The sequence below is a fragment of the Sphingopyxis panaciterrae genome, assembly GCF_011762125.1.
Taxonomy (GTDB): Bacteria; Pseudomonadota; Alphaproteobacteria; order Sphingomonadales; family Sphingomonadaceae; genus Sphingopyxis; species Sphingopyxis panaciterrae.
This window is the reverse complement of the sequence record NZ_JAASQN010000002.1, coordinates 842,883-856,455: the sequence shown is the minus strand read 5'-3', so window position 1 is coordinate 856,455 and position 13,573 is coordinate 842,883. Positions and strand designations below refer to the sequence as shown.

General features: G+C 60.8%; 8 protein-coding genes and 1 pseudogene. 6 read left to right on the top strand and 3 right to left on the bottom strand.

The window, feature by feature from the left end; all coding sequences use genetic code 11:
- Positions 1 to 2: 2 nt before the first annotated feature.
- The 3 genes from FHR22_RS11500 (at position 3) to FHR22_RS11490 (ending at position 3,524) form a co-directional block, all read left to right on the top strand.
- Positions 3 to 908 carry a VOC family protein gene (locus tag FHR22_RS11500; protein WP_166942231.1) on the top strand — a complete coding sequence of 302 codons (906 nt, stop codon included), beginning with the start codon at positions 3 to 5 and terminating at the stop codon, positions 906 to 908.
- Between the two features lie 86 nt (positions 909 to 994).
- Entirely contained in the window at positions 995 to 2,197 is a 1,203-nt protein-coding gene (locus tag FHR22_RS11495) for an aromatic ring-hydroxylating oxygenase subunit alpha (protein ID WP_208417625.1), read from the top strand.
- Positions 2,198 to 2,357: 160 nt separating this feature from the next.
- Complete coding sequence (locus FHR22_RS11490) at positions 2,358 to 3,524, top strand: serine hydrolase domain-containing protein (RefSeq protein ID WP_166942225.1); 1,167 nt, start codon at positions 2,358 to 2,360, stop codon at positions 3,522 to 3,524.
- Positions 3,525 to 3,602: 78 nt separating this feature from the next.
- Here the strand turns inward: FHR22_RS11490 and FHR22_RS11485 are convergent, their stop codons facing one another.
- Positions 3,603 to 5,303, bottom strand: a complete 1,701-nt coding sequence (locus tag FHR22_RS11485; protein WP_243853655.1) for an FAD-dependent oxidoreductase — start codon at positions 5,301 to 5,303, stop codon at positions 3,603 to 3,605.
- 365 nt (positions 5,304 to 5,668) lie between these two features.
- Here FHR22_RS11485 and FHR22_RS11480 point away from each other — a divergent pair, with 365 nt between their 5' ends.
- From FHR22_RS11480 to FHR22_RS11470, 3 genes are all read left to right on the top strand, one after another.
- Positions 5,669 to 8,128 carry a TonB-dependent receptor gene (locus FHR22_RS11480; RefSeq protein ID WP_166942222.1) on the top strand — a complete coding sequence of 820 codons (2,460 nt, stop codon included), beginning with the start codon at positions 5,669 to 5,671 and terminating at the stop codon, positions 8,126 to 8,128.
- Positions 8,129 to 8,407: 279 nt separating this feature from the next.
- Positions 8,408 to 9,061, top strand: coding sequence for an NAD(P)-dependent oxidoreductase (locus tag FHR22_RS11475; RefSeq protein WP_208417624.1), 654 nt, complete (start codon positions 8,408 to 8,410; stop codon positions 9,059 to 9,061).
- Between the two features lie 124 nt (positions 9,062 to 9,185).
- Positions 9,186 to 9,671: a flavin reductase family protein gene (locus tag FHR22_RS11470; RefSeq protein ID WP_166942219.1), complete on the top strand. Its 486-nt coding sequence runs from the start codon at positions 9,186 to 9,188 to the stop codon at positions 9,669 to 9,671.
- A gap of 240 nt (positions 9,672 to 9,911) precedes the next feature.
- Here the strand turns inward: FHR22_RS11470 and FHR22_RS11465 are convergent, their stop codons facing one another.
- On the bottom strand, positions 9,912 to 11,171 hold the full coding sequence (locus FHR22_RS11465) for a 2-oxo acid dehydrogenase subunit E2 (RefSeq protein WP_166942217.1): 1,260 nt from the start codon (positions 11,169 to 11,171) through the stop codon (positions 9,912 to 9,914).
- Between the two features lies 1 nt (position 11,172).
- Positions 11,173 to 13,514: pseudogene (locus FHR22_RS11460) on the bottom strand (transketolase).
- Between the last annotated feature and the right edge of the window lie 59 nt (positions 13,515 to 13,573).

Sequence of the window (13,573 nt, the reverse complement as noted above, 5' to 3'; positions counted from 1 at the left end):
CGATGGCGTCCTTGATCGAGGAACTGGCCTATATTGCAATCGAGCAGGCCGACATCGAGGCTTGGTCGGGGTTCGGAACGCAGCTGCTTGGTTTCGAAGTCGAGCGGCAGGGCCCGGCATTGACGATGAAGATGGATGAGTCGCCGCCGCGCTATCTCGTGCTGGAGCACAGAGGCGGTTCTTCGTGTCCGACCCTGGGGTGGCTCACCGCCGACGCGCAGACCCTCGATGTGATCAGGGCCCGGCTCGGCGATCTTGCGATTTCCGCCGTACCGCTCGCCGAAGCCGATCTTCGGCTCCGGCAGGCGGCTGGCGGGCTGCGCTTCGTCTGCCACAACGGCATCTCGCACGAGATCGTCCATGGCCGGGGCGGTGGAACTCCATATCGGCCTGCCGGCGACGTGACCGGTTACGTTACGGGGGAGGGTGGGCTGGGCCACACCGCCTGGCTCGTTCCGGATATTGCCGCCATGGATCGGTTGATGCTGGGGGCGCTGGGCATGACCTTGCGCGAAGAGATTTCGGCACCCAATGTTCAGGGGCATTTCTACGGCTGCAATCCGCGCCATCACAGCCTTGCCGCCTTTGGCGATCGGCCCCTCCACCTCGAACATATCATGGCGGAAATGAACGAGCTCGATGACGTGGGACGTGCGATGGACCGCTGCGAGGTGCTCGGCTACAAGCTCCTTCAACCGCTCGGCCGGCATCGCACCGACCATATGGTGTCCTTTTATGTCGAAACGCCGTCCGGCTTCGGTATGGAGATCGGGTTCGACGGCGTCTTGTGCGGTGACGACTGGATCGAGCAGCGCGAGGATCGGCGTCGAAGGGCATGGGGACATGGGGCGGCGCTGCGCAACCATCAACGGGAAGCGGCAGCGCAGCGGGAAAAGGCAGGCGCTTGATCGCGGGCGGCCTGTTCGGCGCGACCAGAAGCAGGCGCCGGATGGCTGCATTCCCGTCGGATCAGCTCTTACATGAGGATGTTATGATGAGCGAGATAGATCTGGAATCGATCACGATCGAGATCGAGGAGCAGCTTGCCCGCAAGGCATATCCAGCAGATTTTCCCGACCTGCCGCCGGTGCCGACGGGGCGCTACAACTCCCCGGCTTTCGCCGAGCTCGAGAGAAGGGAGATATGGGGAAAGACATGGCTGTTAGCCTGTCTGGCCGACGAACTGGCTGAACCCGGCGCCTATGTGCTGTTCGAGCGATGTGGTGTTTCCGTCATCGTCAGTCGCGGCCGGGACGATGTCATTCGAGCGTTCCACAATGTTTGTCGCCATCGCGCGTCCGCCATTGTGCAAGAGCCGAAGGGGAAGGCGATGCGCTTCGTCTGCCCTTATCATTCGTGGAGCTATGGGCTCGATGGCGCGCTTTTGTCCGTGCCCGAGAAGCATAATTTCAATTGCCTGGTCAAAGCGGAACGCGGTCTCGTCCCGGTGCGGTGCGAAACATGGCGTGGCATGATCTTTATCAATCTGGACCCGAATGCCCGTCCGCTGGCGGAAAGCTTGGCGCCGCTGGCCGCCCAGACGGCCGGGTTCCCGCTGGAGGATCTGATCGTATATGATCGTTATTCCATCGAAATAGACTGCAACTGGAAGCTGGCGCTGCATAATTTTCTGGAGGGCTATCATACCACCACCGTGCACCCCAATACACTTGCGCCCTATCTTCTGCCCCGCAGCTTCACCGTCTCGCTTCTCGACCATGGGCACGCGCGGATTGCGGTGCGAAAGTCGAAGCAGGCGTCCCTTTATTCGACCGATAATGGCGCTTCCGATTCAGTCTCTGATGTATTCAAGCAATATGCGATCTCGATCGGATGTTTTCCCAACAACTTCTTTGCGCTCGACCCCAACGGCTTTGCCATACAGAGTTTCTGGCCCGTCAGCGAAACCAAATCGGTTATGGACATCCATGTCGTCGGCCCGAAGTCGGCGCCGTCCAGTCCCGAATATTGGAGCGAGATGCGAAAGGTCATGGACTGCATCGCGGCGGAAGATCTCCGGCTGTTTCAAGGGATTCAGAATGGCGTACAGAGCGGTGCGGCCCCCGATATCATGATGGGATTTCAGGAAAGGACGCCATATTGGCTGGAAGAGGAAATCGATCGCCGGATCGGTTTGGACCGCGTGCCCGCCGGAATGGCGATTCAGCAGGTTCTGCAATCGCAGAGCGTATCCTGATCGGCCGATAGTCCGAGACTTGGCCGCCTGTCATCGCAAATACCATAGGCAGGCCCGCGTGCATTCGGTCGCCGCGCCGCTCTCGATCACGAACGGCTCCAGACATGCCCGCGCCTCGTCATTCCATAAGTAATATCAAACTAGATCGTAGGAGTTTTCAATGACTGTCGAAAATGCAGCTGAGCTGGGTTTTGATCCCACGCGTTTGAGTCGGTTGAGCGATACGCTCAAATCTCAGATCGACTCCGGCTACATCCATGGCGCGGCGATGCGTGTGAGCCGGCGGGGAAAGATCGTCGTGGATTTCCTGGATGGTTATGCGGAGCAGGCGACGGGGCGGCGGCTGGATTCTGATTCCGTGTTCGTCACACTATCCGCGTGCAAGCCGTTTACGGCGATCCTCGTACTGGGATTGGTGGAGCGAGGGTTGCTCAGGCTGCACAATCCCGTCGCAGACATTATCCCGGAGTTTGGCAAGGTCGGTAAGGAAACCATCACGCTTTTTCACCTGCTGACCCACACCGCCGGGATGATGTCAGGTGCTCCAAGCCTGTCGCCGGAGATACTCGGCAATATCGAAAAGCTTGTCGAGGCGCTGGGGAACATGCCCGCCGAATGTCTTCCCGGCGAACGCGTCAGCTATTCGATGCTTGTGGCGCACTCGATCATGGCTGCGATGTGCTTGCGGGTGGATGGGCGCGGGCGTCGCTACAGCCAGATGCTGAACGACGAGATATTCGAGCCGCTGGGGATGAAGGACACAAGCCTTGGCATGCGCGACGATCTGGCGCCGCGCCTTTGCCCCGTGCGCGGGGCAGCGGGGACCCCGGCCGAGGCGGTCGACCCTTTCATCCAACTCGTCGAGCATGTCATGCTCGCGCCTGGCGCCGAGATGCCGGCCGGAGGTGCCATCACTTCGATTGGCGACCTCCATCGCTTCGCGGAAATGTTGCGCCGGGGTGGAGAGATTGATGGCGTTCGTCTGATTTCACCAGCCATGATACGGTTGGCGGCCCGCAACTGGATTGGTGACAAGCCGAACCTGGTGTGGGACCCCGCCCTTTCAACTCGCGGCTGGAGCCGTTTTCCCGATAACATCGGTCTTGGCTTCCGCGTTCGCGGCACGGGCATCGGCCCTGGTCCATTCGGCGTGCTTAATTCGCCGGGAACCTTCGGCCATATGGGGGGCGGCTCGACAGGGTTCTGGATCGATCCGGAACATGACCTGTCCTACGCGCTGCTGACGACAGGTCTGCTGGAAGAAACGCACAGCCTAGAACGCTCCGCGATGCTGTCGGATCTGGTTATGGCCGCCTTGGTCGACTGAACTCACCAATACCATAGGCAAGCTGGCGACACCGTTTCATTCTTTTGCTTTGGCTGACAACCTGCTGAAACTTTGCAGCTAGCGCGATGGGTCTGCGCAGGCATGTTTCGCCGCTACATACGCCCAAAGCAGGGAGGGGCCTATGCTCGATCCCGCGCCGGGAGCATATCGTCCCATGACCGACGCCGCGCTCGTCCCTGTGGCGTAGAGGCCGTCGATGGGCGATCCGTCGTCGCGCAAAACGCGTGCGCTGGCGTCCGTGACCACTCCACCGGACGTGCCGACGTCGCCGGGAACTATTTCTATCGCGTAGAAGGGCGGGCGTTCTATCGTGCCGAGCGCGGGCGACGTTCGCGAGAGAGCGTCTCCCGACCAACGATCAAATATGCGCGCGCCGCGGCCGAATTGCGTATCCTTTCCTTTTCGAACATCCGCATTGAAACGCCGGATCGTTTCGACGAGATGGCCGGGTTCCGCACCGATCTTTGCTTCCAGCGCCTCGATCGTGGGGGCCTGCCGCACGAAACCGGTGGCGAGCAGCCGGCGTCGTGCGCGGGTTCGCGGGATCGTCCCGCAGAGCATATATTTGCGCATATATTGCCGGTCGACAATGAGCCAGCTTGGAATGGCTGGCGTCTTTCGGTGACGATCGCGCATGTTCTGACAGGTTTCGACGTAGGAGCCGCCCTCGTTCATGTAACGGACGCCCGTTCCGTCCACGACGATGGCGTGCGGCTTTGCCAGATCCGGCTGTCCGCTGGCCTTCAGAATGTCGACGCCGTCTCCCCTGTTTTCGGCGCCGGAAGGAATGCCCATCGGAGAGCCAAGCAATCCATCCATTTGCGCCACGGCAGCGCCGAGCCTTTGCATTTCCTCGATCATTTCTCCGCTGTCGATGGCGCCCGCGGCGGTCCACCGCGCCGAACCGTCCGCCATGTAACGGCGGCGCATGTGGGAGTTCTGCGCGAATCCCCCGGCATTGACGAGTACGCCAAGCCGGGCGCCGATAGTGAATTGGTGTTCGCCAGAGGTTGCGACAACGCCGCATATCCTGCCATTTTTCTCGACAAGAGAAGAGACAGGACTGGCAACACGGATATCGACGCCATTGGCGAGAGCGGCTTCAAGCATCCGGCCCTGAAGGGCGGCGCCGGCGGTCACCCAGCGCGCGCCTTGCATCCGGGCGGCCACCATTCTGGCCATGAGCTTCAGTCCCGCCTTCAACCCCCGCCATGAGCGCATCGCCATCGGCAGCCAGTATATTTCTTCGTGTGAGGCGGGGACAGGGAGAAATCCCGGCCTCAACTTGTCCGCCCAGGGACCGAGGCGCGATATGTCGAACAGATCGGCGACAACGACACGGCCTTCGGCCAGTCCCCCCGGCCGTTCGTCGTAATAATCGGGGTAGTTTTTCAATCGATGCAAGCGGATGCCGCTGTCGATCAGGAACTCCAGCATCCGGGGAGCTTCGACGACGTAAGTGTGCCGGCGTTCGCGATTGGCCGCGGGCGCGTTTTCAGACAGGCCGACTGTCGCGTCGAGATACGCCATGGCGAGGTCGTCGCTGTCCACGACACCATCTTCGGCCAGGAAGCGATTGCAGGGTATCCACATGGTTCCGCCGGAACGCGCGGTCGTCCCCCCGATAAGGGCGTCCTTCTCGACGATCACCACGCTTTTGCCCATCGCGCGCATCCAGAGCGCCGCACACATCGACCCTGCCCCGCTGCCAACGACGACAAAATCGAAGGCTTCGTCCACGATGTCGCTATCCATCATATTATAAGTCAAATAAAAGTAAAAATAGGAACATTGGACTATCTTATCTAGAATATTACGGGACAGTTTATCAAAATTATTTGCGGCGTCATCGGTCGCGGAGAGGGGCATTCTTGAAAGTCACGCCCACGCCCGAGTTTCTGCCAGCGCGTGAATCGGCAATCCAATTAATAATGGAGATGAGTATCATAGATGGATTTTATGGGGTGTCGGTTGGACAACGCCATTTCCAATGCGCATCGTGACGGGAATGATGCTTGGCACGCTGCGGTGGAAGGTCTGGGGGCCCACATGACAGGGCGGTCCGCAGCGTCGGCCGGCCCATCGCATAACAGATGTTTATGTAACGCATAAAAACTCTGCGTTTGCATAGAGGCGACGATTGCGTCTTTTTCCGGTCCACCAGAATCAAAACAAGTTATGAGGGGGATGTCGTGATGAGGTCAACATTACTATGCGCAGCGGCAACGGCGGCGATCGTCGTTTGCTCGCAGCCGGCTTCGGCCCAGTCGAGGCCCGAGGGGCAGGACCAAGCTGAAGGTGTCCAGGACGCGGCCGGCGGAGCGCGTATCGAGGAGATAATCGTCACCGCGCAGAAGCGTGAGCAATCGTTGAACAGCGTCGGCCTCACCCTTACGGCCATATCGGGGGAGGCGCTTGCGGAGCGGAACCTGACTTCGCTCCAGGAAATCGCGTCGGCGTCGCCGGGGCTTAATTTCACGACGAGCCCCAGCAACACGCCTATCTTGACGATCCGCGGCGTGGGCTTCGATTCGCGGAATCTGGGTGCCACTCCCTCGGTGAGTGTCTACCTCGATCAGCAGCCGCTGCCGTTCCCCGTTCTGGCGCTTCACGAGGCATATGACCTCGAGCGGGTCGAGGTGCTCAAGGGCCCGCAGGGTACGCTGTTCGGGCAGAACGCGACCGGCGGCGCGATCAACTTCATTGCCGCGAAGCCGACGAGCTCGCCGGAAGCCGGCGGGGATATCACCTATGGCCGCTTCAACCGTTTCGAGGGCAACGCCTATATCAGCGGTCCGCTTTCGGATAGCCTTCGCGGTCGAATAGCAATCAGCGGCGCAGAAGGGGGCGACTGGCAGACGAGCCTCACCCGACCGAAGGACAAGAACGGGGCAACCCGCTATTTGGCCGGTCGCGCGATTGTCGATTGGGATGCCGCCGAATGGGCGCGCTTCTCCCTCAATGCGAATGGCTGGATCGATCGTTCGCCGCCGCAGGCGCCGCAGCTGATCGGCTATTATCCCTCGGTTCCCGGTGGAACTCCGGCCGGAGTGCTCCCTCTGGCCTTCCCGCCCGAGACGCCGCGGGCGGCCGACTGGGGCATCGGCATTCAGGATCTGCGCGGTCGTCGCGATCTTTATCATATCGCATTGCGCGGGGATTTTGATCTTCCCGATTCGCTCACCCTGACATCGCTGACCTCCTATATCCGGTTCACCCAGGCCATCGTCCTTGACGTCGATGGCACGGCGCAGGAAATCGACAATCTTCTCGAGAGCGGCAACATCCGGACATTTACCCAGGAGCTGCGCCTCGCCAACAACCCCGCGGACCGGTTTCGCTGGATTGTCGGCGCGAATTACGAGGACAGTCACACCTATGATCAGATCGACGAAACATATCCCAAGAATTCCGTCGCGCTGTTCTTCAAGGGAACATCGATCTATGCCCGTCAGGATATCCGCAATTACGCCTTTTTCGGCAACGGCGAGTTCGATATCCTGCCGGCGCTTACGTTCAAGGCCGGCGTTCGGTACACCAACTCGCGCAACAACGCCGATAACTGCACGGGAGACATCGGCGACGGCAGCGCTGCCGCTTACGTCAATTTCCTGGCTAGCCTGTCGGGAAAGCCATTCGTCCCGATCGGATCGTCCGGGCCGCTGAACCAGCGCTGTGCCTCGTTGAACGCAGCCGGACTTCCCTCCGTACTGCCGACACTCCGGACGCTGTCGGAAGACAATGTGTCGTGGCGTGCCGGGCTCGATTTTCGTTTCGCGCCCCAAACGCTCCTTTATGCGAATATTTCAAAAGGCTATAAAGGGGGCACTTTCCCGGTCCAGGGTGCCGTGATCGAGGCGCAGTACAGGCCGGTTACGCAGGAATCGGTGCTGGCTTATGAAATCGGGCTCAAGACAGACATGTTCGACCGCCGGGCCCATCTCAACCTCGCGGCCTTTTACTACGACTATAAAGACAAACAGGTTATCGGTCGTGCGTTATTCCCTCCTTTCGGGCCGCAGGGCGTTCTCGTCAATGTGCCCAAATCCCGGATATTCGGCATCGACACCGATCTTACGGTGCAGCCGACACGCGACCTGACGCTCACTGGGGCCTTGACCTATCTGGATACGCGTATCCGCGAATATACGGGCTTCGACGGTGTTCCGACGGTGGTCGATTTTGCCGGCAGCGATCTGCCGTTCGCACCCAAATGGAATTACAGCGTCGACGCGAATTATAGCCCGCCCATAGGGACCAACGGCAAAGCCATTCTGGGGGCGACCGTTCACGGACAATCCAGCCAGGACACGGTTATCGGCGGCGACAGCTTCACCTATCCGGTGTCGCCCACCACCATCTTCCCGCCGGGCATCACTTATCCCTACAAGACGAACCCCTATGCCTTGGTCGATTTGCGAGCCGGGTACGAGGATCGCCGCGGCTGGAAGGTGATTGTTTTCGGGAAGAATGTTTTCAACAAATATTATTGGGTCAATGTGAGCAACCAGTCCGAAGCGAAGACCCGCTACACCGGCATGCCTGCAACCTATGGCGTGACCTTTTCGGTCAAGTTCAGGTAAAGGCACGATCACGATCGCGGCGTCTTCCTTCCCGATTTGTCAGCGGTCCCCCGGGCCCGGCTGGCCCAAATCGGACCGTTGCCGAACCATGGCATTGCGATGGGCGGCAGGCGGAATGCGCCGGGATCGCTTTGGCTTTTGCGTCTGCATGATCGCGCCGTTACAAGGTTATATAATTTTATCTTATACCGCTGATCTAAATTCTGAATTTGCGCTTATACGCTGGGAAAGTGCACCCACGCCCCGGTCATCTTGCAGAAGCCAATTGGAGATTTAATCATGAGTTCAAAGTCGACCATTTTGGTGTTTGGAGGAAGCGGCAGAACCGGCCGGCACTTTGTCGAAATTGCTCTGAAAAAAGGACATAAGGTGCGGGCGCTGGTCCGCGATCCGGCAAAGCTTGCGATCCGCAACCCGAATCTCGATTTGCGGCAGGGCTCAATCGTCGACGGGGCAAATCTGGACGAGCTTCTGGAAGGCGCTGAATCGGTCGTTTGCATGCTTGGCGACGCGAAAATGCAAAGCAAGGAGAATGTGAACACTGCCTTCGTCAAGAAACTGATACCGGCCATGCGGCGGCAGGATGTCAAAAAGTTTCTCTATCAGGCGGGAGGGGCCACCAAGCCATATAAAGAGAATCTTCCTTTCGGCACATGGCTGCTCAAAAACACGCTTGTCAGAATGTCAGGACTTCTTGGGCAGCATAGAGACAATGAAGCCGTTATAGAATATCTTGTCGAAGAAGCTCCGGATATTGACTGGGTCGTACATCGCGCCGGAATTTTTTCGGATGGTCCGTCCAAGGGTACTCTGGTCAGATCGAAAGATCGGGTCAGCATGGCGTCCTTTGTAGACACCGCGACATATAATTATAATGCTCTGAATGATCCCGCTGCGGTTCATACGTACGACATGAGCGTCTATAAGCGTTAGCCGAAAGATATTGGCGTCGGCCACGCGATTGGCGTGGTCCCGTGGAGGGAGCGGTCGGTGAGCGAGCGGGACGGACGATCAGAGGCGCGGCGCCGCCGTCCCGAATGAGCTTCGGAGAATTCGAATGACCGTCTGTCCGCAATCATTCCGAAAAACGCTTGGTCATTATCCGACGGGTGTGAGCGTCATCTCCGGGATCGCCCGCAGCGGTTTGCCGTGCGGAATGGCGATCGGCTCGTTCACTTCGGTTTCGCTCGATCCGCCGCTCGTCGCTTTCTGTCCGCAAAAGAATTCGGCGAGTTGGCGGATGATCGAAAGCAGCGGTCGTTTCTGCGTAAATGTCCTGGCAGCGGACCAGGCCGATATCTGCCGTCATTTCGCGTCGCGGATCGAGCGCAAGTTCGACGCGATCGCTTTCGAACATTCGGGCGGAGCCTTGCCGGTCCTGCCCGGGGCCATCCTCTGGATCGAGTGCGAGCTTTACGCCACTTATGATGCGGGCGATCATGATCTCGTGCTTGGGCGGGTGGTCGAGATGGAAGTAAAGCGCGACGCGCCGCCCCTCATTTTTTGCCGCGGTGAATATGGGCGATTTGCTGCCGCCGCATGATGGGGAGATGCATGCCGGGCTTCGGCGGCCTCACTCTGCCAGGACGGTGCCGCGCGCGGCGGCGAGAAAGGGCTCGGCGACCACCCTCCGCTCCCCCTAAAGCCGGGATAGTTCGCGGCAGCTGGCAGGGGAGGAGATGCCGAGCCTGGATCTCCCGCGATAGCCTGCATCGCAGCGGCTTTGCTCTTTCATCCCGCGACGGGGAGGGTGGCACGCCCGGCTGAGCGGCCGCCGCCATTCTCAGGAAAGGAGGATCAACGGGTTTTCGATATGTTGGCGGAATGCCGCCATGAACTCGGCCGCGGTGGCGCCGTCGATCGCACGACGATCGAATACGGCGGTGGCTGCCATCACCGTAGCCAGCGCAAGTTCGCCGTCGACGTTCCAGGGTTGGCGAATGGCCGCCCCGGTTCCGAGGCTCAGGGCTTGCGGCGGGGTGATGGCCGGAAATGCCTCGTCGATCTTGAACATGCCAAGGCTGAATAGGGATGCCGATCCGCCCTCATAATCTTCGGGCGCGAGCCGGCCTTCGCGCACCTTGGCCGCCGCCGCTCTCGCCGCGAGCGCGAGCGCCGACAAGGAGCATGTATCCACGCCACGAATGACGGGAGCGACCAGGCCATGATCGCTTTGGAGCGACATCGAAATGTCGACGCTGTCGAGCCGGCGGAGAATGTCGCCGCCATATTCGACATGAGCCTGGGGTACGGCTCTCAAGGTCAGCGCCAGGGCCTTCATCAGCATGTCGTCGACGCTGAGTTCGATTCCGCGCGTGCATAGCTCGGCGTTGAGGTCCGCCTGCAAGGCGAGGAGCGGATCGATGTTGCAGCGCGCGGTCAGGTAGAGGTGCGGCACATGCCCCATGCTCTCGATGCGGCGCGGCGCGCTCGAGGTTTGCGGCGGGTTGCGTCCGGGGGCTTCATCCCGCGTGCCTCTCGGCGGAGCCGTGCTCGCGGAAGGAGTGGGAATTCCTGCCGACTGCGGAATGATGGGCAGCAACCCGAGATCGGCTTTCATAACCATGCCGCGTGGACCGGAGCCGTTGATTGCGGCTAGGTCGATATTCTTGGCCGCCGCGATCCGTCGAGCCAATGGCGTCGCGTTGAGCCGTCCGGCAGGTTCGCCGAGGGTCGGGGCAGGCGGCCTATGATGCGTCGAAGCGCCGGTCTGGCGCGATGCCGCCGAAAATAGCGGTTCCGCGAGCTTCTCATCGCCGGCTGTGGAAGCGGCGTTCGCGGTGGCCGGCGCGGGGACGGCCTGGTCCTCGACGAGAAGGGCAATCACCGTACCGACCGCAATGTCCTCACTCCCCTCCGGCACGAGCAGCTTTTCGATCCGTCCGCCTCCGACGGCTTCGAGTTCCATGGTCGCCTTGTCGGTTTCGATTTCGGCCACGAGATCGCCCGCCTTCACCACGTCGCCTGGTTTGACGAGCCACTTGGCGAGCGTCCCCTCTTCCATGGTCGGCGAAAGCGCGGGCATCCTCAACTCGATCGCCATGTCAGTTTCCCAGAAACAGTTCGGCGGCCGCCTCGACGATCGCATCCACGTCGAGGCGGTACATGCGATACAGATCGAGCAGGTCGCCGGTTTGGCCGAACCGTTCGACGCCGAGCGGGGCTACGCGATGGCCTCGCACGCTGCCCAGCCAGGACAGGGCCGCTGGAGATCCGTCGATGATCGTGACCAGCCCGCAGCCCGCCGTCAGGGGCGCGAGCAACGTCTCGACATGGCAATCCGGCGCGCTGCGCCCCGTCCAACGCGCAGCACGCCGCGCGGACCACCCGCGATGGAGAAGATCGGGCGACGTGACATTGAGGAGGCCAAGTCCCGGGATATCGTCGGCCAGCTGCTCCCAGGCCGCCAGCGCCTCGGGCGCCACCACGCCGGTGAAGACGATCACCGCTTCGGTGCCCGGACCCGGCTCATGCAACCAATAGCCCCCCTTCAGCGCATCGGCTTCCCAGTCGTCATTATCCCGCGCAATCTGGGGAATGGAACGCGTCGTGAGCCGCAGGTAGACCGAGCTGCCGTCGGGCTGCTGCATATATTCGAACGCCCAGCGCATCATCGCCGTCAGTTCGTCGGCATAGGCTGGTTCGAAATAAGCGAGGCCCGCCTGGCCCATGCCGATCAGCGGCGTGTTGATCGACTGGTGCGCGCCGCCCTCGGGGGCAAGGCTGATCCCCGATGGCGTGCCGATCAGCAGGAAGCGGCTATCCTGGTAGCAACCATAGTTCAGCGCATCGAGCCCACGCGAAATGAACGGATCGTAGACAGTCCCGACCGGAAGCAGCCGCGTGCCGAAATGCGGCGCGGCAAGGCCAAGCGAGGCCAACAGGAGAAAGAAATTATTCTCCGCGATGCCGAGCTCGATATGTTGGCCGGCCGCATGCTGCGCCCATTTTTGCGCCGACGGAATCTTCGCCTTCTGGAAAACGTCGACAAGCTCCTGCCGCCGAAACAGCCCGCGCTGATTGACGAAGGCGCCCAGATTCGTCGTCTGGGTTACGTCGGGAGCGGTCGTGACGATGCGGTCCGCGAGCTCCTGCCCGACTTGGCAAGATCAAGCAGGATGCGGCCAAAGGCCGCCTGAGTGGATTGTTCGGCGCCTTCGGGGACCGGCAGGCGCGGCGGGACCGCAACAGCGGGCGCGTGCGCTTCGGTGCGCCCGCCGGCGATCGGACTTGCCTTGACGAAGGCCTGAAGCTGCGTGGCGATATTGTCGCCGAGACCGCCCCAAGGCTCCCATTCCTGGCCTTTCTCGATGCCGAGGCTGGTTCGGAACTGGTCCATCTGGGCGGGATTCATCATTCCCGAATGATTGTCCTTATGCCCTGCCAGCGGCAGGCCGTATCCCTTGACGGTGTAGGCGATGAAAATTGTCGGGTTGTCGTCGTCGGCTCTGTCGAACGCGTCGATGAGTGATTCCATGCAGTGGCCGCCGAGATTGGTCATCAGTCGGGCAAGGGCATCATCGTCGAAACCGCTGAGCAACTTCTTCACATTGGGCTGGTCGCCGATATCGGCGAGCAGCCGCTCGCGCCATGCCGGGCCGCCCTGATAGGTGAGCGCGGCGAAATCGGCGTTCGGGCATTTGTCGATCCATTCCTCCAACGCCTTTCCGCCCGGCCGCAAGAAGGCCTGTTGCTGCAGCTTGCCATGCTTCAACGTCTCGACGCGCCATCCGCAGGTCTCGAAGATGTCGTCGAAGCGACGGAACATGCGATCGGCGGTCGTTGCGTCGAGCGATTGGCGATTATAGTCGACGATCCACCAGCAATTCCGGAGGTTGTGCTTATAGCCTTCGATCAGGCATTCGTAGATATTGCCTTCGTCGAGTTCGGCATCGCCCATCAGCGCGATCATGCGGCCGGCATCCTCTTCGCGCACACGGCCGTGCGCGATGAGATAATCCTGGACCAAGGAGGTGAAGGCGGTGACCGCGACGCCAAGGCCGACCGAGCCGGTCGAGAAATCGACGGGGATGGCGTCCTTTGTCCGGCTGGGATAGCTTTGCGCGCCACCCAGCCCGCGAAAGGCCCGCATGCGGTCGAGCGATTGGCCGCCTAGCAGATAATGCATGGCATGGAGCACCGGGCCGGCATGCGGTTTCACCGCCACCTTGTCGTTCGGACGCAGCGCGTGAAAATAGAGTGCCGTCATGATTGCGGTGATCGATGCGCAACTCGCCTGGTGCCCCCCTACCTTGAGCCCGTCGCGCTTTTCGCGAATGTGGTTGGCGTTGTGGATCATCCACGACGCCAACCAGAGGAGGCGCGTATTGAGCGCCTCGAGGGCAGCGATCTTGTTCTGCCGATCTGTAGAAACTGAAGCTGCCACGGGTTGGCTGTCCTTGGGTTAAATCTTGTGGCGGACTAGCGGCGAACCTGCCCGTCGTC